Origin of the sequence: Actinacidiphila yanglinensis (assembly GCF_900107965.1) — a bacterium.
Lineage (GTDB): Bacteria > Actinomycetota > Actinomycetes > Streptomycetales > Streptomycetaceae > Actinacidiphila > Actinacidiphila yanglinensis.
Window position 1 is genome coordinate 490069 of the sequence record NZ_FNVU01000006.1, and the last position, 25503, is coordinate 515571.

The following is a 25503-nucleotide window of genomic DNA, read 5'->3' on the forward strand; positions in this document are numbered from 1 at the left end:
GTGAACTACTCGCCGTACGCCGCCCGCAGGGCCTCCTCCATCGCGGCGCGGGCGGCCTCGCGGTCCAGGCCCAGGCGGCGCGCCCGCTCCGCGTAAGCGGTTGCGGCAGCGGCCACCTCGCGGGCCTGCGCGTCACCCGCCGCGATGTACGTGCCGTGCCGGCCCCGGGTCTCGATCACCCCGTCGGCCTCCAGCGCGCGGTACGCCTTCGCGACGGTGTTCGCCGCGAGCCCCAACTGCTCGGCGAGGCCGCGCACGGTGGGCAGCTTGTAGTTGACCGGGAGGAGACCGGCCCGCGCCTCCTCGGCGATCTGGGCGCGCACCTGCTCGTACGGAGCGCTGGCCGCGTCCAGATCGATCGTGATCCTCAAGCTCATACGCCGGATACTGGCACACCGGGCGGCGCCAGCGGCACCGCCCGGGCCGGACCGTCCGGAGCGTAGGCGATGGTGTCGCCGCTCTCGTGCAGATGGAGCAGGAAACGGTGTCCCGCCCGGTATCCGTCGATGGCCGCGCGGCAGTAGGCGACCATGTCGTCCGGCAGCTCGTCCAGCGGGTACCAGCCGAGGCCCGAGCACTTGTCGGGTTCGCGGTTGACCGGCTCGGCGTCGCCGGCCGCACGGCGCGCGACGAAGAACCAGCCGATCCTCGCCCGGCCCTCGGGGGAGCGGTGCTGCATCACCAGGGCGGCTTCCAGGTCGCCGGGGGCCAGCTCCAGCCCGATCTCCTCGCGGGTCTCCCGGAGCATGCCGCTCCTCACGTCCTCGCCGTCCTCGAGGTGCCCGGACGGCGCGTGCAGCAGGCCGTCCGCGTAGCCCGTGCCGTGCCGCCGGGACAGCAGCACCTCTTCGCCACGCAGCAGGATCAGATGGACGTCGACGATCTCCGTGTGACGGCGGGAGGAGCGCGGGGCGGGCCGGACCACCGCCGCGTAGCGTTCGTCGGACACCGCGCGGCCCCACAGGGCCGTCTCCTGGGCAAGGTGCTCGATGTGGGTGGAACCGCCGAAGGGTGCGGTGAGTTCGGCGAGGGCATCGGCGGAGATCCCGGCCGGCGGAGATCCCCATCGACCCTCGATGAGGACGAGCCGCCCGCCGGGACGCAGCAGGTCGGCCCACCGCCGCAGCGCGGCCTCGGGATCGGGCAGGGCCCACACCACGTGGCGGACGAGTACGACGTCGAACCCGCCTGTGCCCACGGGCGGATGGGCCGCGTCTGCGACGAGCACCCGGGCGTCCGTGCCGGCGAGCTTCGCGCGGGCCCGCCCGGCCATTCGCTCCGACCGGTCCAGCGCGACGACCCGGTGCCCGTCGGCGACCGCGAGTTGCGCGAGGCTTCCGGTGCCGCAGCCGAGGTCGAGCAGGTCACACGGCGACGTGGGGAGCCACGACCGCAGTCGTGTCTCCCAGGCCGACCGGACGCGCGGATCGCGCAGCCCGTGGTCGGGCTCGTCGTCGAAGTGGTCGGCGGCGGCATCCCAGTACCGCCGGTTGTCTGTCTCGGTGCTCATGGGGGAAGGGTCCCATCCGCCTCTGACAGCCAGGCGACCGCTTCGCGGGAACCGCCCCGCCCGGCTCCTCCAGGGGATGTCGCATCCCGTGGAGGAGCCGACCGCGTTCCGGGTGGCCAACGAGCGTCGGATGGCACGCCTTGACGGCCGGCGGCTCGCGGACGTCCCCGCCCTGGGTCAACTGACCGCCGACAGGCAGGTGGTCGGGGTGGCGTGCGCGGGGTCGAGCGCGTTCGCCGCCTCGTGGAACGCGATGCGGTCGGTCAGGCCGAGGGCGACGTGCTCGGACACGTCGAGCGGGCAAAGGTTCTGGATCACCACGTTGCGGACGTTCGGGCCCGACAGCGCCTGGCTCGTGTAGGGCGTGACGACCTCGTCGTAGATGGTGGAGATCACCGTGTAGTGGACGCCGGGCACGGTGTCGCCGCCCGCGTTGAGTTGACCCAGGAAGTCCGATCCCACCAACTGGTCGGTCAGACCGGGGAGGTCGTCCCGGAGCAGGTCGACCGCGGCGGGGAAGTACGGCAGCAGTGCGTTCAGCCCGTCGAGAGTGGTGCCGTGGTTGTCCGGTGCCAGTGCGACCAGGGCATTCACCTTGGCGGCGCCACCGAGGAACTTCAGGTAGTAGCGCGGCATCATGCCGCCCTGCGAGTGGCCCACCATGTCGACCTTGGCGGCATGGGTGGCCGCAAGTACGCGGTCGGTGAAGTCGGAGAGCTGCTGCGCCGAGTCGGCGATCGGCCCCAGCCCGCCGACCAGACTCTCGCCGGGAAGCATGCCGTAGTCGAAGGAGAAGACGCAGTAGCCGCGCGCCACGAGATAGGGGGCGAGCACGAGCCAGTTGTCGGTGCCGTTGCCGAGGGTGCCGTGCACCAGGACGACGGGCCGGGGGTGCTGGGCGGACGGGTGGCAGGAGTAGTTGTTCCAACCGCTGGTCGGCGCGGAGCCGGCGGACGCGGAGGCGACGGCGGAGGGCGCGATCGCCAGCACGGTCGTCAGCGAGAAAACGGCCAGCAGCCGTTTCCAGGGCAACCTCATGTGATCTCCTCGCAGGTCAGGGAAGTGGGCCAACGACGCCCGGCAGCCTGTGATCCGGATCACTTTGCTGGACTCATGACAAGTTACGCACGGGTAGAAAGATCAGGGCTAGTTGCGGGCGGGTAAAAAATGTCGTGCGGACCGGGTCCCGCCGACCTTGACCGTCCGCGGGTCGGGCCCGACCACGGCCGGGGCCGCACCGGTGAGCGCGGGCCACGGCGTCCCCTAGCCTGGTGGCGCTCGATGACACCATCGCCCGGGGGGTGGCATGGACTCGTTGTCCTTGGTTTCGGCGATCGTCGCCGTCTGCGGTGCGGCGGCTGCCGCGCTCTTCAGCTACTGGCAGCAACGGCGCCTGCAGTCATGGGAACACCGCAACTACATGGACCGGTACGGCGCCTCCCTGGCCTGGGCCGCGTTCGACCTGCAGACCAGGCTGTACAACATCCTGCACGGCCATGCCATCGACCAGGACCCCGAGCGCGGCTCCGGGTTCCTGACGGCCTTCCTCACCCAGGGCACCGCGGCCGAGGCCGACTTCGTCCGGCGCAGCACCGTCTTCGTGCTCGCCGAGTACCTCGGCTGGGTGGAGATCCTGCGCCGGGACATACAGTTCCTCGACCTTGGCAGGAGCCGCGTCAACACGCAGATCATGCTGCAGATCTCACGCATCGGCGCGAGCCTGGCCGCGATCGACCCCGCGAGCGACGAACTGCGCCTGTTCCGCGCCCAGCAGCGGGCGATCGGCGAGGTGATGGTGCATCCCGACGGAGAACCGGGCCGGCGCCGGTGCCTGGGCTACGCGGAGTTCTGCGCGAAGTTGGCGAACGACCGGGTCTTCGCCGCATGGCTGGAGGTGCTGCTCGCAGACGTGGACCGGCTCGCCGCGGACGCCGCCCCCGCCGTGGACCGGCTCCAGGAGCTGCAGACCCAACTCGTGGCACTGATCGACCTGCTCGATCCGAACAGGGCACGCTTCCCCCAGTTCCGGGTCGCCTTCGACCGCACCACCCACATGGCGGGATGAGCAGCACCACCGCGACCTCGTCCTCGTACCCCTGTCCGTCGAAGGAAGAAGGGCCCTGCCGCCGACCGGGGACGCCCGGGGACACCGCGCGGTCAGGACCGGCGGGCGGCCAGCCTCCCCGCCATGGCGGCGAGGTGGTCGCGGTGACGACCCGGAGGCAGGTCGTCCAGCGCGGTCAGCGCGGCGGTGAGGTGCTCGGTCGCGGTGGCCCGAGCCGCGTGCAACGCACCGCCCGTCTCCAGGAGTTCGGCCAGCGCGTGCTGCGCGTCCTCGGCCGGCCGGCGCCACAGATCCTGCAGCATCCGGCGCTGCCGGGGAGCGGCGTTGCGGAAGGCGATCAGCACCGGCAGGGTCGGGCGCCGGTTGCGCAGGTCGCTGAGCGCCGGCTTGCCCGCCGCCCCGGCGTCGTCGGCATACGGCAGCAGGTCGTCCTGCATCTGGAACGCGACCCCGAGGTGGTCGGCGAACCGGGCGAGCGCGCGGGAGTGCGGCTCGCCCGCGTCCGTCAGCACGGTGGCCACTCGGGTCGCCGCATCCAGCAGGGATCCGGTCTTGAGCCGGACCATCCGCAGGTATTCCGCGATGGCACAGTCCATACGGCCGACCAGATCGGCTTCCATCATCTGACCGCGGCTGACCTCGACCGCAGCCGTGCTGATCACCTCCAGCACCTGGAGGGCCCGGTCGGCGTCATAGCCGCTGGAGCGCAGGGCCCGGGCCTGGCCGAGCGCGGCGCACATCATGGCGTCCCCGCCCACCAGTGCGTCGGCCCGTCCGAATCGCGCGGCCACACTGGGGCGCCCGCGTCGCAGCGCATCCTGGTCGATGATGTCGTCGTGCACGAGCGTGGCCGCGTGCAGCATCTCCAGGGCCGCGGCAGCCGGCAACGCCGCCACCGGATCGCCGTCCAATGCCGCGACGGTCTCCAGCAGGAGCAGAGGACGCAGCAGTTTCCCGCCCGGCAGCAGCGCGTAGCGCATCAGTGCGCCCAGCCGGTCGTCCGAGGCGCAGGCGGATTCCAGGTACCCGAGCAGTGACGCCGTCAGTTCGACCGCGCACCCTCCCGCGAGGTTCTCCTCCGCCACGGGGAGCGTCAGGAGGGGCTCGGGGCCGAGCTCCACGCCACCGCGCACACTCCACCAGCTCTCAAGCAGGACAACGATCAGGACCCCGCCTGCCCGTTCGCTCGACCGGAGGACCGGGCGGGGTGCGGGAGCGGCGGATACCCACACAATAGGTGGCTCACCCACCGCAGCATTCACCGGCCTGTGAGTGAACGAAGAACGACGCTGCGGCGACCCCGCGCAGCCGCCGCCCGGCCATCCGCCGAGCCGTGATGCCGCCGCCCAGCAGTCTCGCGATCTACGGTCCCGCCGCCAGGGCGCGCGGCCGGAGATCCGACGCCGCCACGCCCGCGAGGGTGGGAGGCAGGACCACGTCAACCCGTCAGCGTCCTCGCGGACGGACCCGCACCGCCGCCCGTATCCGCGTGGCCCACGCCCCACCCTCTTCCCCCCGGGACCCACCGGCGGTGCGGCGCGGAACGGGCGGGAGGACGGAGGCGGACAGCGGGTCGGCACCGGAGTCGATGCCGGAACCGGATCCGGCAGCCGTTTCGAAAGCAGCCCCGACCTCAGCCTTGCAGTCGGTCCCGAGCGGGAGAGCGGCGTCCCGTTGCCCCGTTTCCGTTCGGGGACGGCGCAGCAGCAGGAGCCAGGCGGCGAGCCAGCCGAAGACACCGACCGCCGTGAGTTGCACCCGGAAGTCGACGAGGGCGACCATCCCGGCGCCGACGGCCGCGGCGACCGCCGTGGGGGCGAAGACCACCGTGCCCGCGGCCGCGGCCACCCGCCCGACCAGCGCGGGGTCGGTTCGCTGCTGGACAGCGGTGAAGGCGGCGACGATCACCCAGGGCAGTCCGATCCCGATGGCCAGGGTGCCCGCGAGGCAGACCGGCAGGGACGGTACGGCCCGCAGGGCGGCACCCGCCGTGAACAGCATCAGGCCGAGGGCGGCGAAGGCGCGTTCCTGCAGGCGGCGCATGACCGCGCCGGAGACCACACCCGCGACGATCGATCCGCTCCCCTGCACCGCGTAGAGGACGGCGACGAACGCCGGCGGGCGGTGCAGTCCCGAGTCCGTCATCGCGTAGATGGCCGCGCTGCTGATCCCGGACAGGAACATGGCGACAGCACCCGCCGCCACCAGGCGCAACAGCAGCGGATCGCTCCTCAGGCTCCGCACCCCCTCGGCGGTCTGCTCCCGCCAGTGGCCGGCGACCGGGGCGGGAGCCTGCTCCCGGACCCGCAGCGCGGCGAAGGCGACCGCCGCGAGCAGGAACGTCGCGGCATCGAGCAGGGCGACCGCGCCGCCGCCGAAGCGGAGGAAGAGCCCGGCACCGGCGAGCGGGGCGAGGAGCTTCATCGCCTCGTTGACCGTCATCCGCAGGCCGTTGAAGTCGCCCCGCAGGTCGGGCGGTACGGCGGAGGTGACGATGCCGGCCTCGGCCGCGTCCGAGAGGACGGAGGCGGCGCCGATCACGGTGAACACCGCGAAGACCAGCCAGACGTCCCGACCCGCCCGCACCGCGAGAAGCACCGGGAGCAGGGTGGCGAGGAGCACGTTGATGCGGATGAGCAGGACGCGTCGCCGCACCCGGTCGGCGACGGTGCCGAGTACCGGGCCGACCAGGGTGGGCGCCCACACGCAGAAGGTCACCGCGGCAGCGAGGCTGTCGGAACCCGTGAGCGTCTTCACCCAGATCCCCGCGACCAGGGTCATCGCCGAGTCGCCGAACCCGGAGACCAGGACCCCGCCGAGGTACGTGGTCGCCGCGCGGTCCTTCAGGACCTTCCGTACCGTCATGACTCCCAATCTAATCATTGGGAGTCGAGCAGGACAATGCCCTACGAGGCGTCAGCGCCGTCCGCGTGGGCACGGTGTAATGGGCCCATGACCGCGACCGACCCCCTTCTTCGCGCGCTGGCCCACCCGCTGCGGCTGCGGATGGTCTCCCTGGTCTGGAACGTCCCGTTGTCGGCCGCCGAACTCGCCCGCGAGCTCGGCATCTCGCACGCGCTGGCCAGCCAGCACCTGCGCAGGCTGGACGCCGCCGGACTGGTCGAACTCGCCGAGGTGCGGACCAACCGCGGTGGCAGGGAGCGGCGCTACCGCGCGGTGCACGCCTCTCCCCTGTCCGACCAGAAACACGAGGCGGCGCCGCTGCTCGCCGAGGCCCTGGCCCACAATCTGCGGGACCGCGCGGGCCGGCGGGCGCCGGACGCGGAGGGCGTCACGTCCGACCTGGAACTGTGGGTCTCCCCGGAGGCGTGGGACGGTTTCCGGCGGCGACTGGCCGCGCTGTTCGACGAGTTGCACGACGCCGCGCAGGCTCCGCACGCCGCGGGTACGGTCGGCATCGGCGCGACGGTGATGGCGTTTCCCCTGGTGGAGCCGGACCCGCGGCCCGGCGACCACTCGGACGAGTGAATCCGTGCGATCCGACATTCGATCCGGAACAACGGCCGGACACGCTGCGTTCTCACAGACACAGGCAGTAATCATCGGCATCCGTCAGCGAATCCCCTCAGGAGTGATCATGCACCAGGCCCCCGCGACCAGCCCGCTGCTGGACCTGCTCAAGGACCAGCGGAACGGCGCGCTCGTCACGATCAAGAAGGACGGCAGGCCACAGCTGTCCAACGTGACGTTCCACTACGACGAGTCCACCCGCTACATCCGCATCTCCGCCACCGAGAGCCGGGCCAAGGTCCACAACCTCCGCCGCGACTCGCGGGCGAGCTTCTACGTCACGACACCCGACCTCGGGGCCTATCTGGTCGCCGAGGGTGACGCCGAGCTGAGCCCGGTGGCCGCCGATCCGCACGACGCCACGGTCGACGAGTTGGTCGAGGTCTACCGGTCGATCGCCGGCGAGCACCCGGACTGGGAGGAGTACCGCGTGGCGATGGTGTCCGACGGGAGGCTGGTCATACGCCTGCGCGCCGAGCGTGCCTACGGCTGGGGCAGCACTCAGGGCAGCACCAGTGGAGCCCTGGACTAGGCGGTGCCCGCCGCCCGGGCCAGCCGACCGGACACCGCCGCGAGAGCGGCGACCAGTTCGGGCGGCTCCTTGACCTCGAACTCCACCCCGGTCATGCCGAGGAACATCGCGAGGGAGTCCAACGACTGGAATCCGGTGGTCAGTTCACACGTGTCGGGTCCCAGCGCGGTGAGCATTCCGAATCCGGACCAGGCCAGCCCGGCCACGACCTCCGCGGAAGCGTGCAGGACCACCCTGGACTGGAAGCGGTAGGCGCGGGAGGTGACGCCCTGGGCGACGTAGGAGGCGGGGTCCTCCGGGAGTGCGCGCGGGGTGAAGCGGGGTCCGGTGGGCGTCTTCGGATCGATCCGGTCCACCCGGAAGGTCCGCCAGTCGTCCCGATCGGTGTCGAACGCGAGCAGGTACCAGCGGCGGCCGTGATGGACCAGCCGGTACGGCTCGACGGTGCGGCGGGTGCTGGTGCCACCGTGGTCGAGGTAGTCGAAGCGCAGCCGTTCCTGGTCCCGGCAGGCGGCGCCGATCACGGTCAGCAGCTCCTGGCCGACCGTCACCGTGGCGGGCATCGGGCGCACCGTGACCGCCTGCATCGCCTGCACCCGGTGCCGCAGCCGCGAGGGAAGGACCTGCTCCAGTTTGGTCAGCGCGCGCGCCGAGGTCTCCTCGATGCCCTCGACGCCGCCGACCGCACCGGTCCGCAGGCAGAGCGCCACTGCGACGGCCTCCTCGTCGTCGAGCAGCAGCGGCGGTAGGGCGGCCCCGGCACCCAGCCGGTAGCCGCCGGCGGTTCCGGGGGTGGCGTGGACGGGATAGCCGAGGGCGCGCAAACGCTCGACGTCCCGCCGGACCGTGCGGGCGGTGACGTCGAGTCGCTCGGCCAGTTCCGGGCCCGTCCAGTCACGGCGCGACTGGAGGAGGGAGAGCAGGCGCAGAAGTCGGGCCGACGTTTCCAGCATGGTGTTCAGTCTGCCAGCGCATCAGGACAGGAGTTGACCGCGAGGTGATCTCGGAGAGGGGAGGAGGAAGAGCCTGACGGCGCCGGGCGGCGCCGGGCAGTGAGTGGGTGGTGGCCACGTACGGCTCGACGGCGGGGTCCGGGACCGCGCGACAGACGGAAGGGGCGAGGACCGGTCTCGGGTGCGCACCACCGGGCGCCCGTTCAGCAGTCACAACCGCAGTCGCAACCATCACACCCGCAGTCCCCGCAGTCGCAGTTCCCGCAGCACTGACAGCAGTTGCAGCAGTCCGAGCAGCCACCGCAGTCGCCGCAGTCACCGCAACTTCCGCACCAGGACTCGCGTCGCTGGCCGGTCCAGGCGTCATCGTGGTCGGTGCAGCAGAGTTGGCACGTGCAGCACAGACCGGCGTAGACGAGGCACCCGGCCAGCAGGCCGCGGCGGCGCGGTGGTTCGGGTGGCGGCGGGAAGCCGCCGGGGCCGCCCGGGCCGCCGGGCTGCCCGGGCGGGTAGGGCTGCTGGTCGGGTGCGCCGGGCGCGTAAGGGCTGCCGGTGTAGGGATTGCCCTGGTAGGGGTTGCTGTTCTGCCCGGCGGGACCGTGCGAGCAGGTGCTGGTGCCGAATGCCCGGTCGACGGAGCGTTCCAGTTCGTGGACGAGCAGGGTGTGGGCGAGGCGGGCCGAGGCGGTGTCCGCGAAGTCGACCTCCCGCAGGGCGAGGCGGATGCCGTGGCGCGCGTCGTCGCACAGCCGCCGGGCCTCGGCGAGGTCGGTGCCGGTCGCGGTGAGCGGGTTCCAGGCGCCGGTCCGGGCGTCCTCGGCCAGGTCCTCGACGGCGTCGAGCAGGTGGGCGAGCCGGCCGAACAGCCGCCCTGCCTCCTGGAGCGGGGCGGTGTTGTCCGGCCGGCCGGCGAGGACCGCGGTGTGGGCGAAGGCCGCGGCAGTGGCGGTCTCGGTCGGTTCGGTCACCGACAGCACGCAACTGCCGGGGCCGGCCGTGGCTTCGACGTCGCCCTGCCTGCCGACGGCGTCGACCAGCACCGCGGTGTCGAAGCCGAGGTCGCCACCGGTCTGCGCGCCGGCCCGGTCCCAGCGTCGGGCGACCTTGCGGGCGGCGAGGGCGACGGGGCGGCGGCCGAACGCGCCGTCCCCGTCGTCGACATGGTCGCGCACCTTCGCGGAGGCGAGGACCAGCGAGACCGCCGCGGCCAACCGGGCGCCCTCGCCCTTCGCGACGGGCGCGGTACGCATGCCGCGCAGCGGGCAGGGACCCGCGGTGCGCCGCAGCTCGGGGGTGGGCGCCGACTGCGCTTCGACCAGCACCGAGATGATCAGACCGTCGTAATTGGTGGCGATGCGGGCGAACTGCCCGTGCCCGTCCCGCAGGGCGAGGCACAGCCCGCACAGGTGGGCCAGCCAGGAGGCCGCCATCCCCTCCGACATCCGGTGCCTGCAGGGCCGAATGATCCCGAACATGCTTCCACTCCCCCGTTGGACTCTCAGGTGGCGAGACCAAGTCGGCGCGGCGGCCGCCCTGCCCTCCGGCTCGGACGGTCTTGTGACCTGCGCCACCTGCACTTTGATCGTCGGTCAGGTTCGACAAGCCGATCGGCGGTCATGTTATCGGTGTGGCACGCCGTGACCGTAGGGCCGTACGGCCCCTGGAATCACTCGATCGTGGAGGACGTTCCCATCGCATCGTCAGCTGTCCAATGCCTGCCCTTGCTTGACGGTGCGCCACTATCGTGTGTGCCAGTACCGTCACAAGTCGCCTGCATGGCGCCTATCCCCTTGGCGCATCACCCTCATCATGGATGACGATAGGACTAAGCGGACGGTACAGACCGCGTGCGAGAGAGGAGGCGTCCATGGGTTCGGTTCGACGGGCGAGTGCCTGGCTTGGCCTCGTCGACGACAACGGCGGCGAGGGTTACTACGACGAGGAGTACGCCGACTACGGCGAGGGCCCGGAGCGCGCCGACACGTGGGTGACCGACCCGCGGGTGAGAGTTGCCACCGAGTCGGCCGAGGAGGAGGGCCGGCGGATCGCCACGGTGACGCCCGACGGGTTCCGCGACGCGCGCGGTATCGGTGAGCTGTTCCGAGACGGCGTCCCGGTCATCATCAACCTGACCGCGATGGAGTCCTCCGACGCCAAGCGCGTGGTGGACTTCGCCGCCGGGTTGACCTTCGGCCTGCGCGGCTCCATCGAGCGGGTGGCCACCCGGGTGTTCCTGCTGACCCCGGCCGACTACTCCGTGATGAACGCCGACGCCCGCCGCACCGGAGACGGCTTCTTCAACCAGAACTGACGATGACGCGGACCGACCTGCGGGCCCTCCTCTCGAACGCGCTTCGACCTGCGGGCCGGCCGTCATCGTCGGTCGCACCGTTCGGCCCGGCTGCGACGACACCGAACGGGGGCACGTGATGAGCAACGGGAACGGGAACGGCCGGTGGGCGACCGTCGCCCAGTTCGCCGCGGCGACGGCCGCGGTGGCCGCGCTGTGGTTCCTGGCGGACTGGGGCACGCCGAGCGTCCTGAGGTGGATGCTGTGAGGGACGCGAACCCCGAACGGCCCGTCGAGCGTCCACGCCCCCTCCGCACGTCAGGCCGCGAGCCCTTATGGACACCGGGGCGCAGGTCGGAGCGCTGAGCCGGAGGACCGCCGGCGCCTCACCCGCGGAAGGCGTCGAACCCGGTGAGTGCCTTGCCCAGGACGAGCTGGTGCATCTCCACGGTGCCCTCGTAGGTGAGCACCGACTCCAGGTTGGTCGCGTGCCGCATCACCGGATACTCCAGCGAGATGCCGTTGGCGCCCAGGACGGTGCGCGCGGTGCGGCAGATCTCGATCGCCTCGCGCACGTTGTTGAGCTTGCCGAAGCTGACCTGTTCCGGGCGCAGCGTGCCCGCGTCCATCCGCCGCCCGAGGTGGTGGGCGAGCAGGATGCCCTTGTGGAGTTCGACCGCCATGTCGGCCAGTTTCGCCTGGGTGAGCTGGAAGGCGCCGATCGGCCGGCCGAACTGCTCGCGCCCGCGGGCGTACTCCAGGGCCGCCTCGAAGCAGGCCCGGGCCGCACCCATCGCGCCCCACACGATGCCGTAGCGCGCGTGGTTGAGGCAGCTCAGCGGGCCGCGCAGGCCGGTGACCTCGGGCAGTACCGCGTCCGCCGGCAGCCGTACGCCGTCCAGCACCAGTTCGCTGGTGACCGAGGCGCGCAGACTCCACTTGTGCCGGATCTCCGGGGCGGAGAAGCCCGGGGTGTCGGTGGGCACCACGAAGCCACGCACCCCCTCGTCGGTCGCCGCCCACACCACGGCCACTCCCGCGACCGATCCATTCGTGATCCACATCTTGCGGCCGTCGAGCAACCAGTCCGAGCCGTCCCGTACCGCGCGGGTGCGCATGCCGGCCGGGTCGGAGCCGTGGTCCGGCTCGGTCAGGCCGAAGCAGCCGATCACCTCGCCCGCGGCCATGGACGGCAGCCAGCGTTCCTTCTGCTCCGCGGAGCCGAAGCGGTGGATGGCGTACATCGCCAGCGAGCCCTGCACCGACACCAGGGAACGGATGCCGGAGTCGGCGGCCTCCAACTCCACGCAGGCCAGGCCGTACTGCACGGCGCTCGCGCCCGCGCAGCCGTAGCCGGTCAGTTGCATGCCGAGGGCGCCGATGCCGCCGAGTTCGCGGGCGAGTTCACGGATCTCGGGCAGCTCGCCGCGCTCGTACCAGCCGGCCACGTGGGGCAGCACCCGTTGCGCGGCCCAGCCGCGGACGGTGTCGCGCACCGCCCGGTCCTCGGGGGTGAGCAGGTCGTCCAGACCCAGCGGGTCGTAGGGGTCGAAGGGCGCCCTGGACGATGCGGACATGGGTGGACCTCCGGCCCGTAAAACTAGCAGTGGTAATCGCGCTCGGCGCCGACGTTACGGCTCAGTCCCGCGCCCGTCCAGAGCGTACGGCGCCGGGGCGGGCGGAGGTGGGGGCGACAGCTCCGCGGTTCGCGGCACCCGGGCGGACACCGTGCACCCCGTCCGGCCTGCGGCGCACCGGCCACGGGAGTTCCGCACCGGCGTTCGCCCCCGGGCCCGACGCCCCGGCGGGCTCGGCACTCGGCACGCGCTCCTCCCCCGCGCCGCACTCCATCACCCGCGGCAACCGCCGGGCCGCGCATGCGCCCGACAGCAGCAGCACCGCGCTGACCAGGAGCGTCATGTGCAGGCCGTGCACGAACGAGTGACGCGCGGCATGCCGCAGCGCCGCGCCGGGGGTGCCGCCGATCCGGTTCGCCACGTCGTAGGCACCGCCCAGCGACTGGCCGGCCGCGGTGGTGTCCGCGGCGTCGACCCCGCGGGCGTGCGGCGCGTAGGTGGCGTTCATCACGCTGCCGAGCAGCGCGATACCCAGCCCGGCGCCGAGTTGGTACGCGGTCTCCCCCACCGCGGCCGCGCCGCCCGCGCGGTGGGCGGGGGCGTGGCTGAGCATCGACTCGTACGCCCCGAACAAGGTGGCCTCCAGGCCGAAGCCGAGGGCCACGAAGACGGTGGTGAGCAGCATGGGGCGGTCGTTCTCGCCCATCGCGGTCAGGGAGAGCACCGCGAGCGCGGTGAGCAGGAAGCCGCCGCCGACCATCCGGCGCGGGCCGAAGCGGGCCAGGGCGCGCGACCCCGCCAGACCGGCGGCGATCGCGGCGAAGGTGAGCGGCAGCAGGCGCAGCCCGGTGTCCAGCGGGCTCAGCCCGAGCACGAGCTGCAGGTACTGCACCGCGATGAGTTCGAGCCCGACCAGCGCCAGCATGGCGAGCACGATGCAGCCCACCGAGGTGGAGAACGCCGCCTGCGCGAACATCCGCACGTCGATCAGCGGGTGCGCGAGGCGCCGTTGGCGCCGGACGAAGAACACCAGCAGGGCCAGCCCCAGCAGCAGCGGCACGAAGACCGAGGGGTCGATGGGGGACGCGCCGGCGCCGAAGCGTTTGACGCCGAAGACCGCACCCAGGATGCCCACCGCGGCGGCCGCCGCTCCCGCCAGGTCCCAGGGGCCGTCGTGCGAGCCGCGGGACTCGGGCAGCAGCAGCCGGCCGAGCGGCAGCATCACCGCCATCAGCGGGATGTTGACCAGGAAGACCGAGCCCCACCAGAAGTGCTCGACGAGGAACCCGCCGAGTACCGGCCCGATGGCCGCGCCGACGGCCGCGACCGCGCTCCACACGCCGATCGCCGTCGCCCGCTCGCGCCGGTCGGGGAAGACCTGCCGCAGGATCGACAGCGTGGCGGGCATGATCATCGCACCGCCGGCGCCGAGCAGCGCCCGGGCGGCGATCAGGACGTGCGGTGTGGGTGCGAAGGCCGCCATGGCCGAGGCGGCACCGAAGAGGGCGTAGCCCATCAGCAGCACCCGGCGGCGGCCGATCCGGTCCCCGAGCGTGCCGAAGAGGATCAGCAGCGACGCCGCGATCAGCGGGTACGCGTCGACGATCCACAGCAGGTCCTGCGAGCCGGGCCGCAGATCCTCGGTGAGCGCGGGCACGGCCACGTGCAGCACCGTGGCGTCGAGCGCGACGATGAACAGGCTCGCGCACAGCACGACGAGGATGGTCCAGCGGCTGACCGGCCGCGTCATAGGCGTACCTCCACGGCTGCTTCCGGGCGGGTGAATCGCAGGTGAATCGCCAGCGTACGTGACCCCGCAGTGCCCGGCCGCGGGCCCGGCCGCTCGGCCGGTAGGCTGATGGCTCACTCGGACGGGCTACAGGACGCCAGGTGCCGTCACCCGATCGGGCCGAGCACGCCGAACGGGCCTGCTCCGCCCCGATCGACGTGCCATTCACCGGCCGCCGTGCTTTCGCCGACCCGGCCCCGTTCCAAGTGCCGTTCCGGCGACACCCCGGGCCGATCCCCCGCCGCCCCACGGCGCGGACCTTTCGGGCCCACCCGCCGCGCCAAGGCCCGCCCGGGCCCGCCACGGCCCGCGCCCGCCCGGCGCCGCCGCGGCGAGCGCGCGGGAAACCCTGAATAAATTCGAGGGAAATAAGCGTCGAATAAGAAGATGGCGATGTGAGTATCAACACCCGAACATAAACTTCACGGTCTCCTGCTATTCACCTCAATCACCGTCCGCCAAAGGGGTGGTGAGACGCACTCCACATCACATCGTCATTACAAATCCGGCTGTACGACGGTTGCATGCCATCACACGCTGTAACGTCGATTCAGTGCGTACCGATAACAGGCCCGACCGCGCGGCGGAGCGACCGGTGAGCCGTGGCCTGCCGCGGATGAGCCGAACACGCGTGTGGCTGTTCGGCCTCACCGTGGTCGCCTACGTCGCAATCGTCGTCGGCGTGGTCACCACGTCGAAGCTGGTGACGCTCGACTGGCAGGTCATGCTGTGGCGCCCGTACAAGCAATGGCCACAAATCCACGCGTTCCTGGACTATTTCGTGGTCCTCGGCCAGCGCGGCCCCACGGCCGTGATGGTGCTGGCGTGGCTGGGCTGGCGGGCGTGGCGCCACCGCACCCTGCACCCCCTGCTGGTACTCGGCACCTCGTTGCTGCTGCTCAACATCACCGTGGGGGCCGTGAAATACGGTCTCGGCCGGCTCGGTCCGCATTACGCGACGACCGTCGGCTCCGCGGAGATGTTCGCAGGCGGAGATATATTTCCTTCCGGGCATACCGCCAATGCGGTGGTGACCTGGGGCGTACTGGCCTATCTCGCCACGACTCCGCGCGCCCGCCGCTGGGGCTCGATCGCCAGCGCGCTGCTGGCGCTCGGAGTGGGCGCGACCACCGTCTACCTCGGTACGCACTGGGTGAGCGACGTGCTGCTCGGCTGGGCGGCAGGGCTGCTGATCCTGCTGGCGCTGCCGTGGTTCGAGCCGTTCATGGCCAGGGCCGAGGACTGGATCACCGACGGCTGGCTGCGGGTCCGGTCGCGGCGCGCACGTCCCGCGGCCGCCGGTGCGACGGTCCCCGCCCCTCCCACACCGTCCGGGCAACACAGCGGGGACGGCGAGCCGGACCGCGAGCCGGTGGGTTCCGCCGCGCAGGTCGGCGGGCCGAGCACCGTCCCGGCACCGCCCGGGGCCCTCGCCTCCTCCGGCGGCCTCTCCACCAGCACTGGCGCACCCGGCGTCAAGACACCCTCGGGTGCGACCGTCGCCGCCACCGCGGTCGCGAACCCGGCCATCGGCTCACCTGCTGCCGCGACCCCGGCAGGCGGCTCCCCGACCTCCCCGGGCGGCGGACACCCGTCGAACCGTCCGCCCACCGTCCGCGGGGACCGCACACCGCCCGGGGCCGTCGGCGCCCGGCGGCGTCCGGTGGACCGCCAGACGGCGCGTCCGGTGCCGCCGCTCAGCCAAGCCAGCAGCGCTGCACACGGCCCTCGTCCACGATGAAGTTGAGCCGCCCGAGGACGAACTCCATCGTCACCACCGTCCCGGGCGGCAGGCTGCGGACCGTGGTCCAGCCGCGCTCACGGGCCCGGGCTTCCGCCTCCGCGGCGGCCAGGCCGACATAGGCGTCGAGGTCGTCGTTCGGATTGCGGCCGGGCGGGTTCGGTAGCGGTGCCATGACACCACGCTATTCGGCGGAATAGCACCGCGCCGCCCGATGACCGGCACGCACAAGTTCCGCACAGTCCCTGCACAAAAAACCGTCATTTCCAGTGGTTTACCGGACACCGACACCTTAAGGGCGAGCGACCACGGTCCGCGGCCGGTCGTGGGTACGGGGCCGACGGAATCCCGTCGGCCCCGTACGCGTGGAGCGCTCGGCCGGGCCCGTCCCGCGGTCACCCGCCGGTCGTTTTCCGCTCCGATCCGAGTCCGATTCCGTTCGTTGTGCGCTGAATTGACGGACTGTTGGCGGTCGGTTGGCAGGCGGTTGGCGGTCAGTTCACCGTGAGGACGGCTCCTGGCAGCAGCACGTTCGGATCGGAGCCGACGAGCGCCTTGTTGAGCTCGTACAGCCGTTGCCAGCCTCCGTCCACGCCGTAGTCGCGCGCGGTGCTCGCCAGCGTCTCGCCGGGGTGCACGGTGTGCACGAGGTGCTTGAAGCCGCTCCTGCCGGCGCGGCGCGAGCAGACCGGCCAGGCGTCCCAGCCCTGGACCCGGAGCACCGCCTCCGCGATGTCGATCTGGTGCTGCGGGGTGGCCAGGTCGGCGCGGCGCGCGTACTTCAGGCCGCCGAACGACTCCCACGTGGGCTGGAAGAACTGGAGGCCGCCGTAGAAGCCGTTGCCGCTGTCGATGTGCCAGTCGCCGCTGCTCTCGCACATGGCCAGGTCGTCCCAGACGGAACGCTGCCGGGTGAAGGACGTCACGCGCGGGACGGGGGCCACGGCCGGTGCAGCCGCCGCTGGTTCAGCCGCGGCCGGTGCCGCCCCGGCCGGAACTGCGGCCGGTCCTACCGCCGGAGCTGCGGCCGGTCCTCCTGCCGGTGCTACGGCCGGAGCCGCAGCCGCGGCCGGACCCGCCGCGGGTACCTCCTGGGGCGCGGCCACGGCCGGTGTCGCCGGCGAAGCCCCACCGACGGGAAAGGTCAGCGCCGAGGACGCGGCGGACCACGCGCGGCCGGGGGTCGGGACCGACCGGTGGGCGGCGGGCGCCGCCGCGGCGGGCTGGGCCGCCAGCGGGATCAGCGCGCACGCACCGAGCACGGCGGCCGCGGCGGCGCCACGGGGGCCACGCATACGCGGCGGGGACGGGACGGGCTGGGCGGGTCTGTCCTGCGAAGCCGGAGGGGCCGGCAGGGCCGGCCCGCCTGGCAGGGAGGGTGGGGCCGGCGGGGCCGACCGGACGGGCTGGACTGACTGAGCTGGCGCGGTTGGCGGGGCTGACACATCAGGTGAGTCCGACAAGTTCGACAGTTCGATCATCGGGCCACGCTAGGCACGGCTGCACCCGGTATTTCCGGCGGCACGGCACGGCGCGGCCCCTACCCCACCCGGACGGCCCACCCGCGCGGCGCAACGCGTACCCCGGAAACCGTGACCCCCTGCGCGGGCGGTCCGTTGTCACAGTGCGCCGGGCCTCCGCTCGGCGGCCGGAGCCTTCGGCCCGCATTCCTGACCGCAGCACCGCACTTCCAAGGAGACTCCCGTGGCGCCCATGCTCGACGTGAGTGACGAGGTACGAGCCGAGATCGGCGACGAGGAGACCGAGCGGCTTCTCACCGGCGAGAGCTCGCCCGGCACGTACGACTGCACGTCCTGCCGCACGCCCGGCGACAGCGGGCAGGAGCCGACCAGCACCGTCCTGTTCGTGGGCGACGAGACCGCCGTCCTGGCCTTCGCGCACGCCGCCTGCATCCCCTCGCAGGTGGTGCCGGTGTCCGAGGCCCAGTTGCAGGGGGCGGTCGCCAGCATCTCCGGCGGCGCCCCGCTGGCCGGCCAGCCGGGCCCGGCCCCCGTGCCCGCGGGCGGGATGCCGCCGGGGTCGACCGGGCTGTCGGGGCAGCCGGCGGGCGGCTCTGCGGCGCCCGGGAGCGTCGGGCCCGGCATCGGCGCCCCCGCGGCCACGCCCGGCCTCCACGCCGCACCCCGTCAGGCAGTGCTGGGCATCACCTGCGGTCTGATCATCGTGGAGGAGCAGCTGCGGCCCGCGCTCGTGGTCGAGCCGACCGGGCCGGTCGCCCGGGTCGGCTCCACCGGCGGCGGTGACGACTTCCTGCCGCTCCTGATCGAGCAGGGCTTCGTGCCCCAGCTGGACCTGGAGGCGCCGCCGTCGCCGCTGCCGGGCTGGTCGGTCCTGCTGGCGATGGGCAAGCTGCACGCGGTGCTCCAGCCGGGCGCGGGCGGCGGGCCGGCCGCGGCCTGGTGGCAGGCCCACCAGCCGCTCCAGGTCAGCGACGGCTGGCGGGCCGCGGTCCAGCGCGGCAACGAGGTCTACGTGTACGCCGGTCCGGCCGGTTCGATCGGCCGCCAGCCGCGCGAGGACCTGATGCGGGACGCGCTGGCCCGGGCGTGCTCGCGCGGCCAGCTCGTGGCGGCCTCCATGCCGCTGTCCGGAACCTGATCGTCGGATCGTCCGACCGATCCGCCGACCGAGGGGCGCGCACGGCATCACGTGCGCGCCCCTCGCACGCCCATCCGCCTTCGGTACCCCTGTGACCTGGTCAAAGATGGGCAATTCCGTCGTGCGGCCCGCATCCCGCCCGGCGTCGCGTCGTTGGCAGTTACGTGTACAGCTTCGACGCCCCCTCCCCAGCCCCTTACCAGCGCTACATCCCGGCCATGCGCACCGCGCAGGACGCGACCGGGGGCGGTGCGACGAACACGCCGATCTACGACGCGCTGTACTCCGAGTACCGAAGGCTCTTCCGCACCCTTCCGGGTGACCGCAGCGGCGAGGAATCGCTTCAGTTCAAGGGGTTCGCGGCCTGGCACACGGAATACCCGCCGTTCGCGCCGGGCGGGCGGCACCGGAGCGATCCGGCCGACGGGCCGAACGGCATGGGCAACGGGCAGGGCGGCATGGGCAACGGCGCCGGCGGCCCGCAGGGCGGCCAAGGCGGGCGGCCCGGAACCGGCCGGCGCGGCGGTGCGAACGGCGACGGCCCGGCGGCGCTCCCCCCGGGCCGCGGCGACAACCGCATGCGGTAGCCCCCGCACGCCGGGCGCGCGGGGGGGTACTGCGGCTTACTTCTTGCGGCCGCGCTTCTCGCGGACCCGGACCGACACCTGGATCGGCGTCCCCTCGAAGCCGAACTCCTCGCGCAGCCGGCGCTCGATGAACCGGCGGTAGCCCGCCTCCAGGAAGCCCGAGGCGAAGAGCACGAAGCGCGGCGGCCGGGTGCCCGCCTGCGTGCCGAACAGGATCCGCGGCTGCTTGCCGCCCCGGATCGGGTGCGGGTGCGCCGAGACCAGCTCGCCGAGGAAGGCGTTCAGCCGCCCGGTCGGCACCCGGGTCTCCCAGCCGGCCAGCGCGGACTCGATCGCCGGGACCAGCCTCTCCATGTGCCGGCCGGTCCGCGCCGAGACGTTGACCCGGGGCGCCCACTGCACCTGGACGAGGTCGCGCTCGATCTCCCGTTCCAGGTAGTAGCGGCGCTCCTCCTCCATCAGGTCCCACTTGTTGTAGGCGATGACCACGGCCCGGCCGGCCTCGACGGCCATCGAGATGATCCGGGTGTCCTGCTCGGTGAGCGTCTCGCTCGCGTCGACCAGGATCACCGCGACCTCGGCCTTCTCCAGCGCGGCCGCGGTGCGCAGCGAGGCGTAGTAGTCGGCGCCCTCGGTGAGGTGGACCCGTCGCCTGATGCCGGCGGTGTCGATGAACTTCCAGGTCACCCCGCCGAGCTGGATCAGCTCGTCGACCGGGTCGCGGGTGGTGCCGGCGACCTCGTTGACGACCACCCGGTCGCTGCCCGCCACCTTGTTGAGCAGCGACGACTTGCCGACGTTGGGGCGGCCGATGAGCGCGACCCGGCGCGGGCCGCCGACGGCCTCGCCGAAGGTCATCTCCGGGGCCTCGGGCAGTGCCTCGATGATGGCGTCCAGCAGGTCGCCGGTGCCGCGGCCGTGCAGCGAGGAGATCGGGTAGGGCTCGCCGAGGCCGAGGTTCCACAGCGCGTACGCGTCGGCCTCGCCGGAGGGCCCGTCGACCTTGTTGGCGGCCAGCACCACGGGCTTGCCGGCCCGGCGCAGCAGCTTCACGACCGCCTCGTCGGTGTCGGTGGCGCCCACGGTCGCGTCGACCACGAAGACCACCGCGTCGGCGGCCTCGATCGCGAACTCGGCCTGGGCGGCCACGGACGCGTCGATGCCGAGCACGTCCTGCTCCCAGCCGCCGGTGTCGACCAGCTTGAAGCGCCGGCCGTTCCAGTTGGCCTCGTAGGTGACCCGGTCGCGGGTGACGCCGGGGCGGTCCTCCACGACGGCCTCGCGGCGGCCGATGATCCGGTTCACCAGTGTCGACTTGCCGACATTGGGCCTGCCGACCACGGCGAGCACCGGGAGGGGGCCGTGCCCGGCCTCCGCGAGGTCGTCGGCGACCTCTTCGGGGTCGAAGCCCTCCTCCTCGGCGAGCTGCATGAACTCGGCGTATTCGGCGTCTCCGAGGGCGTCGGAATCGCCGTGTTCGTATCCCTGGTCCATGAGGTCTCTCCGTCGATCAGCAAGAACAAGTACGTGGGGGCGCTCCCGGTACGGCCGGGCGGGGCACGCAGCCCGGGGGCCGGGTCCGGGGACCGGCCGCGGCGCCGGTCAGCCCCGGCCGGTGGCCCGCCTGGCCTCCGCGAGGTGCGCGGTCAGGTGCGCCTGGATCCGCACGGTGGCCTCGTCGAGCGCGCTGCGGGTCCGCCGCCCGCTGCCGTCGCCCGCCTCGAACGGTTCGCCGTAGACCACGTCGATCCGGGCCCGCAGCGGTGGCAGCCCGCCGACCACCCGGCCGCGCCGGGCGCTGCCGAGGACCGCGACCGGGACGACCGGGGCGCCCGAGCGGACCGCGAAGTAGGCCAGGCCGGCCCGCAGCTGGGCGAAGTCGCCGTCGCCGCGGGTGCCCTCGGGGAAGATGCCCAGCACCCCGCCCCGCTCCAGCACCCCCAGCGCCGTGGTGATCGCGCCGCGGTCGGCGCCGGAGCGGTCGACCTTGACCTGCCCGATGGAGCGCAGGAACAGGTCGAGCGGGCCGACGAACGCCTCCTTCTTCACCAGGAAGTGCAGCGGCCGCGGGCAGGTGCCGATCAGCATCGGCCCGTCGACGTTGTGGCTGTGGTTGCCCGCGAGGATGACCGGGCCGTGGCTGGGCAGCCGCCAGTCGCCGAGCACCCGGGGCCGCCACAGGCCGTTCATCAGCCCGATGCCGATGCCCCGCCCCACCGCGGCACCGCGCTCGCTCGGCAGCGCGGAGGGCTGCGCCGGGGTCCGGTGCGAAGCCCGGGGCGAGGTCGAGGCCGTGGTCGGCGGCGCGGTCCCGCGCTGCGTAGTCACCGCGCCGCTCGCTTCTCCCCGACCAGTGCCACGACCTGCTCGACGACCTGCTCGAGGCTGAGCTCGCTGGTGTCCACCTCGACGGCGTCGTCGGCCTTGGCGAGCGGGGAGGTCGTACGGCCGGAGTCGGCGGCGTCCCGGCGGATCAGGGCGGCCTGGGTGTCGGCGACGGACTGCGCGCCCTTCAGCTCGCCGCTGCGGCGGGCCGCCCGGACCTCGGGGGAGGCGGTGAGGAAGATCTTCACGGTGGCGTCGGGCAGCACGGTGGTGCCGATGTCCCTGCCCTCGACCACGATGCCGGCCGGCGCGGAGGCGGCCGCGGCACGCTGGATCTCGACCATCCGGGTCCGCACCTCGGGCACGGCGCTCACCGCGCTGACCGCGGCGGTGACCTCCTGGGTGCGGATCGGCCCGGAGGCGTCCACGCCGTCCACGGTGATCGCGGGGGCGGCCGGGTCGGTGCCGGCCACGATCGCCGGCTTGCCCGCCTGGTCGGCGATGGCCAGCGGGTCGTTGACGTCGACGCCGTTGCTCAGCATCCACCAGGTGATCGCGCGGTACTGCGCGCCCGTGTCCAGGTAGCTCAGGCCGAGCCGGGCGGCGACCGCCCTGGATGTGCTGGACTTGCCCGTGCCGGAGGGGCCGTCGATCGCGACGATCACCGGAATTGACACAGCAGGTGGCCTTCCTCGTGCACGGATGAGGGGTACGGGCGGGCCGGCGGGCGCCGGATGCCATCCCTCAAGGTTACCGGCCCCCCGGGTGGCCCAGCGCCACCGCCGGTGCCGCGCCGGACCGTGGGCGTCCCGGCGGACCCCGCCAGCCGGCACCTGGGCGCGGCCGGCACCCGGCGCGACTGGCACCCGGCGGCGCAGCCTCCTTCCGCCGCTACTGCCGCAGCGCCCAGCCGCGCTCGCGCAGCGCCGCCGTCAGGACGGGCGCGCTGCGCGGCTCGACCAGCAGGTTGACCAGGCCCGCCTGCTGCCCTGCCGAATGCTCGATCCGCACGTCCTCGATGTTGACGCCGGCCGCGCCCGCGTCGGCGAAGAGCCGGGCCAGCTCGCCGGGCTGGTCGCCGATCAGGACGCTGACGATCTCGTACGGCTTCGGGGCGGCGCCGTGCTTGCCGGGGACCTTGGCGCGACCGGCGTTGCCGCGCCGCAGTATGTCCTCGATCCCCGCCGCGCCACCGCGCCGCTTGTCGTCGTCGGCGGACTGCAGGGCGCGCAGCGCGGTGACGGTCTCGGCGAGGTCGGAGGAGAGGTCGGCGAGCACGTCGGCGACCGGTCCGGGGTTCGCCGCGAGGATGTCCATCCACATGCCCGGATCGGATCCGGCGACGCGGGTGACGTCGAGGATGCCCTGGCCGCACAGGCGTACGGCGGAGTCCTCGGCGTGTTCCAGCCGGGCGGCGACCATGCTGGAGACGAGCTGCGGGGTGTGCGAGACCAGCGCCACCGCGCGATCGTGCGCGTCGGCGTCCATCACGACAGGGACCGCGCGGCAAAGCGCGACCAGTTCCAGGGCGAGGTTGAGGACGTCCGTGGCGGTGGCCGCGGTGGGGGTCAGCACCCAGGGGCGGCCCTCGAAGAGGTCGGCGGTCGCCGCCAGCGGGCCGGAGCGCTCCCGGCCCGCCATGGGGTGGGTGCCGATGTAGCCGCTGAGGTCGCAGCCCAGGGCGTCGAGGTCGCGGCGCGGGCCGCCCTTGACGCTGGCCACGTCCAGGTAGCCGCGGCCCCGCCCGCCGCCGATCGCCTCGGCGAGGGTCGTCGCCACATGGGCGGGCGGCACGGCGACGACCACCAGGTCCACGGGCTCCGGCGGCGCCGCGCAGGTGCCCGCGCCGAGCGCCTCGGCGGTGCGCGCGACGGTTTCGTCGTGGTCCTGGAGGTACACGTCCACGCCGCGACCGTTGAGGGCGAGCGCGGCCGACGTGCCCATCAGGCCGGTTCCGATGACGAGGGCGGTCCTCACGAGGCGGTGTCCTTGCGGGTGCGGCGGTGGGGGACGGTACGACGACGGTCGGGACGCTTCCGCGGTCCGCGTCCAGCGTAGCCATGCGCCCCCTGACGGCGCCGCGCGGACCGCGGGCCGAGACGCCCGGGTCACGGATCGCGCGCGCCTCCGCAGCACCCGCGGCTCCCCCGCGTCCCAGCCGCCGCATCACTCCCGGGTCACCCGCGCTCACCGTGCGGAACACGAAAATCGCGCGCCCGGTCCGAGCGAATGGACATAATCGCCCTGAGAGGCGAGGCGCTGGGGGACGACGTGGAGCAGCACGAACTGGTCAGGGACCACACGGTCTACGCGTGCGTGATGGGCTCGCGCGCCTTCGGTCTGGCCACGGACGCCAGCGACACCGACCGGCGCGGCGTGTTCGTGGCGCCGACCCCGCTGTTCTGGCGGCTGGACAAGCCGCCCACCCACGTCACGGGGCCGCTGGACGAGCAGTTCTCCTGGGAGCTGGAGCGCTTCTGCGTGCTCGCGCTGCGCGCCAACCCGAACATCCTGGAGTGCCTGCACTCCCCCCTCGTCGAGTACGCCGACGCCACCGGCCGCGAACTGCTCCACCTGCGCGAGGCGTTCCTGTCCCGTCACGCCGAGTCGACCTTCCGCGGGTACGCCGCGCAGCAGTTCGGCAAGCTCGAGGCAGACATCCGCACCCACGGGCGGCCCCGCTGGAAGCACGCGATGCACCTGCTACGGCTGCTCACCAGTTGCCGCGACCTGCTGCGCACCGGCCGGCTCGACATCGACGCCCGTGAGCACCGCGACCGCCTGCTGGCCGTCAAACGCGGCGAACTCACCTGGGACGAGGTCCGGGCCTGGACCCGCACGCTCCACGACGAGATCGACGACGCCTCTCCCCGCAGCCCGCTACCGGCCGACCCGGACCGCACCCGCGTCGAGGACTTCCTGATCCGCGTACGGGGCGTCTCGGCCTCTCCCGACCTGTCCTCGCCCGTCGCGGACGTCGCACGACGCTCCTAGCCCGTCCCCGGGAAGCGGCGGGCGAGGGCCGGCTCGTCAGACGGCGCCCTCTCGGGTACGGACCACCAGGTCGTGGAGGCCGTCCTGGGCGGTCGGGTGTGCCGGGAGCGCGGAGGCGCCCTGGGCGGCGGAGAGGGTGGTGTGGAGTGCCTCGACGTCCGCGAGGAGGCGGTCCGGCGCGAGACCGGGGGCGGGGGCGTGCTCGGCGGCGGCCTTGGCGGCTATCAGGTCAGGGAGGTAGGCGGGTGCCTCGGGGACCTCGGCGAGCAGCGTGGGGAGGTCGGCCAGGACGCGGCCGGTACGCATGAGGTGGATGCCGGTGAGCAGCACGCGGAACGTGTAGAGGAGCGGCTTGAGTTCGCCGTTCCTGAGGTGCAGGCGCCACTGGGTGGTGGCGAAGCCCCGGTAGTGGTGCGCGTGGCCCGCGGTGACCACGCCGGGTGCGAGGGCGGCGAGTTCGGCGTGGACGGCGGTGGTGCGGACGACCAGCGGCGAGAGCACCTGCTCCAGCACGTAGCCGTTGCGGCGCAGCATGAGCCGGGCGAACTTCAGCAGATCGTGGGTGACCAGGTCCAGTTCCAGGCCCTCGCGCTCCCACATCCGGGTCCGGGTCGGCTCCCCCTCGCGCAGGCCGATCACCTCGCGCAGCGGGAGCAGGTGCACGCCCCGCAGGTCCACGTCGGAGTCCTGGGAGGGGAAGCCGTAGAGGTGCGCACCGGAGACGGTGACGAACAGCAGCTCCGGGCCGCCGCCCACCAGGTCGCGGACGGCCGGGCCGAGGTCGGGCACGCCTGCGGCCGACAGGGCGGACGGGGAGGCGGCGGGGACGACGGAAGCGGGAGAAGGAGCGGCTGAAGCGGCGGAGGCGGGCACGGTCATCCGCTCATCCAAGCGCCAAGGGCGGCCCGTTGGCGAGGCGGCGGTCCCCGGTAAGGGGCCGCCGCCCTGGATCGCGCCCCTTACCCGGGGCTCCCCCACTCCGGGGCGCCG

Annotated in this window: 25 protein-coding genes; 9 read left to right on the forward strand and 16 right to left on the reverse strand. The window is 73.1% G+C overall.

Annotated elements, in window-relative coordinates; genetic code table 11:
* Nucleotides 1-5: 5 nt before the first annotated feature.
* From C4U44_RS17145 to C4U44_RS17155, 3 genes are all read right to left on the reverse strand, one after another.
* Nucleotides 6-377: a GntR family transcriptional regulator gene (locus C4U44_RS17145; RefSeq protein WP_103886659.1), complete on the reverse strand. Its 372-nt coding sequence runs from the start codon at nt 375-377 to the stop codon at nt 6-8.
* Nucleotides 374-1510 (reverse strand): methyltransferase domain-containing protein, encoded by a 1137-nt coding sequence (locus C4U44_RS17150; protein ID WP_103886660.1) that lies wholly within the window; start codon nt 1508-1510, stop codon nt 374-376. Before C4U44_RS17150 ends, C4U44_RS17145 begins: the two co-directional genes overlap by 4 nt.
* Nucleotides 1511-1687: 177 nt before the next feature.
* Nucleotides 1688-2548: an esterase/lipase family protein gene (locus C4U44_RS17155; protein WP_103886661.1), complete on the reverse strand. Its 861-nt coding sequence runs from the start codon at nt 2546-2548 to the stop codon at nt 1688-1690.
* Between the two features lie 268 nt (nt 2549-2816).
* Between C4U44_RS17155 and C4U44_RS17160 the strand changes: the two genes are divergently transcribed.
* A complete protein-coding gene (locus tag C4U44_RS17160) occupies nt 2817-3575 on the forward strand; it encodes a hypothetical protein (protein WP_103886662.1) in 759 nt (252 codons plus the stop codon).
* A 92-nt stretch (nt 3576-3667) separates the two neighbouring features.
* Here the strand turns inward: C4U44_RS17160 and C4U44_RS17165 are convergent, their stop codons facing one another.
* Both C4U44_RS17165 and C4U44_RS17170 read right to left on the reverse strand, forming a co-directional pair.
* Entirely contained in the window at nt 3668-4660 is a 993-nt protein-coding gene (locus tag C4U44_RS17165; RefSeq protein ID WP_160145052.1) for a polyprenyl synthetase family protein, read from the reverse strand.
* Nucleotides 4661-5021: 361 nt separating this feature from the next.
* Nucleotides 5022-6440, reverse strand: a complete 1419-nt coding sequence (locus C4U44_RS17170) for an MFS transporter (RefSeq protein ID WP_103886664.1) — start codon at nt 6438-6440, stop codon at nt 5022-5024.
* An 87-nt stretch (nt 6441-6527) separates the two neighbouring features.
* On the opposite strand from C4U44_RS17170, the gene C4U44_RS17175 reads away from it, so the two are divergent.
* Together C4U44_RS17175 and C4U44_RS17180 are read left to right on the forward strand one after the other, a co-directional pair.
* Complete coding sequence (locus tag C4U44_RS17175) at nt 6528-7064, forward strand: ArsR/SmtB family transcription factor (protein ID WP_103886665.1); 537 nt, start codon at nt 6528-6530, stop codon at nt 7062-7064.
* Between the two features lie 109 nt (nt 7065-7173).
* Nucleotides 7174-7638, forward strand: a complete 465-nt coding sequence (locus tag C4U44_RS17180; protein WP_103886666.1) for a PPOX class F420-dependent oxidoreductase — start codon at nt 7174-7176, stop codon at nt 7636-7638.
* Here the strand turns inward: C4U44_RS17180 and C4U44_RS17185 are convergent.
* Both C4U44_RS17185 and C4U44_RS17190 read right to left on the reverse strand, forming a co-directional pair.
* Nucleotides 7635-8591 (reverse strand): helix-turn-helix transcriptional regulator, encoded by a 957-nt coding sequence (locus tag C4U44_RS17185; RefSeq protein ID WP_103886667.1) that lies wholly within the window; start codon nt 8589-8591, stop codon nt 7635-7637. The two genes, C4U44_RS17180 and C4U44_RS17185, sit on opposite strands and share 4 nt — an antisense overlap.
* A gap of 203 nt (nt 8592-8794) precedes the next feature.
* Nucleotides 8795-10066, reverse strand: a complete 1272-nt coding sequence (locus tag C4U44_RS17190) for a DUF5685 family protein (protein WP_103886668.1) — start codon at nt 10064-10066, stop codon at nt 8795-8797.
* 392 nt (nt 10067-10458) lie between these two features.
* Between C4U44_RS17190 and C4U44_RS17195 the strand changes: the two genes are divergently transcribed.
* Both C4U44_RS17195 and C4U44_RS43260 read left to right on the forward strand, forming a co-directional pair.
* Complete coding sequence (locus C4U44_RS17195) at nt 10459-10902, forward strand: cell division protein SepF (protein ID WP_103886669.1); 444 nt, start codon at nt 10459-10461, stop codon at nt 10900-10902.
* 118 nt (nt 10903-11020) lie between these two features.
* A complete protein-coding gene (locus tag C4U44_RS43260) occupies nt 11021-11149 on the forward strand; it encodes a hypothetical protein (RefSeq protein ID WP_265737331.1) in 129 nt (42 codons plus the stop codon).
* 118 nt (nt 11150-11267) lie between these two features.
* On the opposite strand, the gene C4U44_RS17200 is transcribed toward C4U44_RS43260, so the two are convergent.
* Both C4U44_RS17200 and C4U44_RS17205 read right to left on the reverse strand, forming a co-directional pair.
* Entirely contained in the window at nt 11268-12458 is a 1191-nt protein-coding gene (locus C4U44_RS17200) for an acyl-CoA dehydrogenase family protein (RefSeq protein WP_103886670.1), read from the reverse strand.
* Between the two features lie 61 nt (nt 12459-12519).
* A complete protein-coding gene (locus C4U44_RS17205) occupies nt 12520-14208 on the reverse strand; it encodes an MFS transporter (protein WP_103886671.1) in 1689 nt (562 codons plus the stop codon).
* 592 nt (nt 14209-14800) lie between these two features.
* Here C4U44_RS17205 and C4U44_RS17210 point away from each other — a divergent pair.
* On the forward strand, nt 14801-15988 hold the full coding sequence (locus C4U44_RS17210) for a phosphatase PAP2 family protein (RefSeq protein WP_407642845.1): 1188 nt from the start codon (nt 14801-14803) through the stop codon (nt 15986-15988).
* Here C4U44_RS17210 and C4U44_RS17215 read toward each other — a convergent pair.
* Both C4U44_RS17215 and C4U44_RS43465 read right to left on the reverse strand, forming a co-directional pair.
* Nucleotides 15945-16163, reverse strand: coding sequence for an I78 family peptidase inhibitor (locus C4U44_RS17215; protein WP_103886672.1), 219 nt, complete (start codon nt 16161-16163; stop codon nt 15945-15947). The two genes, C4U44_RS17210 and C4U44_RS17215, sit on opposite strands and share 44 nt — an antisense overlap.
* A gap of 319 nt (nt 16164-16482) precedes the next feature.
* Nucleotides 16483-16914 (reverse strand): LysM peptidoglycan-binding domain-containing protein, encoded by a 432-nt coding sequence (locus C4U44_RS43465; protein ID WP_322973631.1) that lies wholly within the window; start codon nt 16912-16914, stop codon nt 16483-16485.
* A gap of 787 nt (nt 16915-17701) precedes the next feature.
* On the opposite strand from C4U44_RS43465, the gene C4U44_RS17225 reads away from it, so the two are divergent.
* Together C4U44_RS17225 and C4U44_RS17230 are read left to right on the forward strand one after the other, a co-directional pair.
* Nucleotides 17702-18607, forward strand: a complete 906-nt coding sequence (locus tag C4U44_RS17225) for a hypothetical protein (RefSeq protein ID WP_103886753.1) — start codon at nt 17702-17704, stop codon at nt 18605-18607.
* 218 nt (nt 18608-18825) lie between these two features.
* On the forward strand, nt 18826-19194 hold the full coding sequence (locus C4U44_RS17230) for a hypothetical protein (protein ID WP_146088281.1): 369 nt from the start codon (nt 18826-18828) through the stop codon (nt 19192-19194).
* Nucleotides 19195-19230: 36 nt separating this feature from the next.
* Here the strand turns inward: C4U44_RS17230 and der are convergent, their stop codons facing one another.
* The 4 genes from der to C4U44_RS17250 all read right to left on the reverse strand — a co-directional run bounded on the left by der (nt 19231) and on the right by C4U44_RS17250 (nt 23496).
* Nucleotides 19231-20688 (reverse strand): ribosome biogenesis GTPase Der, encoded by a 1458-nt coding sequence (gene der / locus C4U44_RS17235; RefSeq protein WP_103886675.1) that lies wholly within the window; start codon nt 20686-20688, stop codon nt 19231-19233.
* Between the two features lie 108 nt (nt 20689-20796).
* Entirely contained in the window at nt 20797-21384 is a 588-nt protein-coding gene (locus C4U44_RS17240) for a lysophospholipid acyltransferase family protein (protein WP_103886754.1), read from the reverse strand.
* Between the two features lie 134 nt (nt 21385-21518).
* On the reverse strand, nt 21519-22196 hold the full coding sequence (cmk, locus tag C4U44_RS17245) for a (d)CMP kinase (protein ID WP_103886676.1): 678 nt from the start codon (nt 22194-22196) through the stop codon (nt 21519-21521).
* 214 nt (nt 22197-22410) lie between these two features.
* Nucleotides 22411-23496 carry a prephenate dehydrogenase gene (locus tag C4U44_RS17250; protein WP_103886677.1) on the reverse strand — a complete coding sequence of 362 codons (1086 nt, stop codon included), beginning with the start codon at nt 23494-23496 and terminating at the stop codon, nt 22411-22413.
* Nucleotides 23497-23748: 252 nt separating this feature from the next.
* On the opposite strand from C4U44_RS17250, the gene C4U44_RS17255 reads away from it, so the two are divergent.
* Complete coding sequence (locus tag C4U44_RS17255; protein ID WP_103886678.1) at nt 23749-24513, forward strand: nucleotidyltransferase domain-containing protein; 765 nt, start codon at nt 23749-23751, stop codon at nt 24511-24513.
* A 36-nt stretch (nt 24514-24549) separates the two neighbouring features.
* Here the strand turns inward: C4U44_RS17255 and C4U44_RS17260 are convergent, their stop codons facing one another.
* Entirely contained in the window at nt 24550-25392 is an 843-nt protein-coding gene (locus tag C4U44_RS17260; protein WP_103886679.1) for a nucleotidyltransferase domain-containing protein, read from the reverse strand.
* Nucleotides 25393-25503: the final 111 nt, after the last annotated feature.

Excerpts from the sequence above, each read along its gene's own strand:
- C4U44_RS17145 (WP_103886659.1), bottom strand. The coding sequence starts at position 377 with ATGAGCTTGAGGATCACGATCGATCTGGACGCGGCCAGCGCTCCGTAC.
- C4U44_RS17150 (WP_103886660.1), bottom strand. The coding sequence starts at position 1,510 with ATGAGCACCGAGACAGACAACCGGCGGTACTGGGATGCCGCCGCCGAC.
- C4U44_RS17155 (WP_103886661.1), bottom strand. The coding sequence starts at position 2,548 with ATGAGGTTGCCCTGGAAACGGCTGCTGGCCGTTTTCTCGCTGACGACC.
- C4U44_RS17160 (WP_103886662.1), top strand. The coding sequence starts at position 2,817 with ATGGACTCGTTGTCCTTGGTTTCGGCGATCGTCGCCGTCTGCGGTGCG.
- C4U44_RS17170 (WP_103886664.1), bottom strand. The coding sequence starts at position 6,440 with ATGACGGTACGGAAGGTCCTGAAGGACCGCGCGGCGACCACGTACCTC.
- C4U44_RS17175 (WP_103886665.1), top strand. The coding sequence starts at position 6,528 with ATGACCGCGACCGACCCCCTTCTTCGCGCGCTGGCCCACCCGCTGCGG.
- C4U44_RS17180 (WP_103886666.1), top strand. The coding sequence starts at position 7,174 with ATGCACCAGGCCCCCGCGACCAGCCCGCTGCTGGACCTGCTCAAGGAC.
- C4U44_RS17185 (WP_103886667.1), bottom strand. The coding sequence starts at position 8,591 with ATGCTGGAAACGTCGGCCCGACTTCTGCGCCTGCTCTCCCTCCTCCAG.
- C4U44_RS17190 (WP_103886668.1), bottom strand. The coding sequence starts at position 10,066 with ATGTTCGGGATCATTCGGCCCTGCAGGCACCGGATGTCGGAGGGGATG.
- C4U44_RS17195 (WP_103886669.1), top strand. The coding sequence starts at position 10,459 with ATGGGTTCGGTTCGACGGGCGAGTGCCTGGCTTGGCCTCGTCGACGAC.
- C4U44_RS43260 (WP_265737331.1), top strand. The coding sequence starts at position 11,021 with ATGAGCAACGGGAACGGGAACGGCCGGTGGGCGACCGTCGCCCAGTTC.
- C4U44_RS17200 (WP_103886670.1), bottom strand. The coding sequence starts at position 12,458 with ATGTCCGCATCGTCCAGGGCGCCCTTCGACCCCTACGACCCGCTGGGT.
- C4U44_RS17205 (WP_103886671.1), bottom strand. The coding sequence starts at position 14,208 with ATGACGCGGCCGGTCAGCCGCTGGACCATCCTCGTCGTGCTGTGCGCG.
- C4U44_RS17215 (WP_103886672.1), bottom strand. The coding sequence starts at position 16,163 with ATGGCACCGCTACCGAACCCGCCCGGCCGCAATCCGAACGACGACCTC.
- C4U44_RS17225 (WP_103886753.1), top strand. The coding sequence starts at position 17,702 with ATGCTCGACGTGAGTGACGAGGTACGAGCCGAGATCGGCGACGAGGAG.
- C4U44_RS17230 (WP_146088281.1), top strand. The coding sequence starts at position 18,826 with ATGCGCACCGCGCAGGACGCGACCGGGGGCGGTGCGACGAACACGCCG.
- der (WP_103886675.1), bottom strand. The coding sequence starts at position 20,688 with ATGGACCAGGGATACGAACACGGCGATTCCGACGCCCTCGGAGACGCC.
- C4U44_RS17240 (WP_103886754.1), bottom strand. The coding sequence starts at position 21,384 with ATGAACGGCCTGTGGCGGCCCCGGGTGCTCGGCGACTGGCGGCTGCCC.
- C4U44_RS17255 (WP_103886678.1), top strand. The coding sequence starts at position 23,749 with ATGGACATAATCGCCCTGAGAGGCGAGGCGCTGGGGGACGACGTGGAG.
- C4U44_RS17260 (WP_103886679.1), bottom strand. The coding sequence starts at position 25,392 with ATGACCGTGCCCGCCTCCGCCGCTTCAGCCGCTCCTTCTCCCGCTTCC.